2 protein-coding genes and 2 pseudogenes are annotated in these 857 nt (G+C 34.3%); 3 read left to right on the plus strand and 1 reads right to left on the minus strand.

The genetic code is table 11. The features are described from left to right. Window positions 1–55: 55 nt before the first annotated feature. From RHOW815_RS09540 to RHOW815_RS08370, 3 genes and pseudogenes are all read left to right on the plus strand, one after another. Window positions 56–169 (plus strand): annotated as a pseudogene (locus RHOW815_RS09540) (IS5/IS1182 family transposase); the annotation flags it as partial. A gap of 27 nt (window positions 170–196) precedes the next feature. Continuing rightward, complete coding sequence (locus RHOW815_RS09545) at window positions 197–358, plus strand: hypothetical protein (RefSeq protein WP_215217817.1); 162 nt, start codon at window positions 197–199, stop codon at window positions 356–358. Beyond that, a pseudogene (locus RHOW815_RS08370) lies at window positions 355–589 on the plus strand (helix-turn-helix domain-containing protein); the annotation flags it as partial. The gene RHOW815_RS09545 and the pseudogene RHOW815_RS08370, both read left to right, overlap by 4 nt. Window positions 590–643: 54 nt before the next feature. On the opposite strand, the gene RHOW815_RS09550 reads toward RHOW815_RS08370, so the two are convergent. Then, window positions 644–857: transposase (locus RHOW815_RS09550; protein ID WP_502757473.1), on the minus strand; the 214-nt coding region annotated here is incomplete at its 5' end.

Below are 857 nucleotides of genomic sequence, written 5' to 3' on the forward strand. Positions count from 1 at the left end.
TCTTTGGAATAAAAAGATGATAAAAATTCTAAGAGTATTCTTGAAATAGTTTTAAAAAAAATTAGTTGGCGAGGTCAGAAAAAGCAGTGGTCGGAAAGAGAAAACAAGCTTTGTAATTATTGATGCTCAAAGTGTTAAAAATACTGATACAGCGGAGAAGAAAGGATATGAAGCATTTTCACTACATAAAAACAATTTGTTCGGTGTAAAAAATGTTTTAGCAGACGGAGGATATTCTGGAGAAAAATTTGCAAAGAGTGTGCAGGAGATATTGCGAAAGAAAACTACATACAAGCCTGAATATGGTGGTTCTTGCTTTTATTGCTCTACTTTTGAAAAGATTTTAAACAGGCTCTAAGAGAATATAGAACCTATTTTCCTGTTGCAGCATCCTATCATATTTCAGATAAGTGCTTGCTATCGGAGTATTTGTTGGATAGAAGAAGTGCTGATTAAGCACCCTGATTTTGCAATTCCTGGGCGTAAAGCTTTATTAAAAAACGATATGTCTTATGAAGTTGTTTTACTAGATGCAACAGAAACACCTAATTGAACGGCCAAAAAAAACCAAAGATATTTTTATTCAGGGCCCTTTCAACCTTGAAGTGCACAAAAAAGAACATATAAATACTTGAAAAAACATCTATTGTGCACCCGAGCATAGCATGTTTGTAGATAATCTCGTAAACACTTCTAGTGGAGTTTCGAAGTTGAGAGCCTTTCTAGGTCTGTTATTTAGTAAAGTTTCCACCCTTTCTATATCCTTGGAAGTCGTATCTAAAAAGCTTTGTGTTTTAGGAAAATATTGCCTAACTAGTCCGTTTGTATGCTCATTTAAGCCTCTTTCCCAAGAATGG

It is taken from the genome of Candidatus Rhabdochlamydia sp. W815 (genome assembly GCF_018642185.1).
Classification (GTDB): domain Bacteria; phylum Chlamydiota; class Chlamydiia; order Chlamydiales; family Rhabdochlamydiaceae; genus Rhabdochlamydia; species Rhabdochlamydia oedothoracis.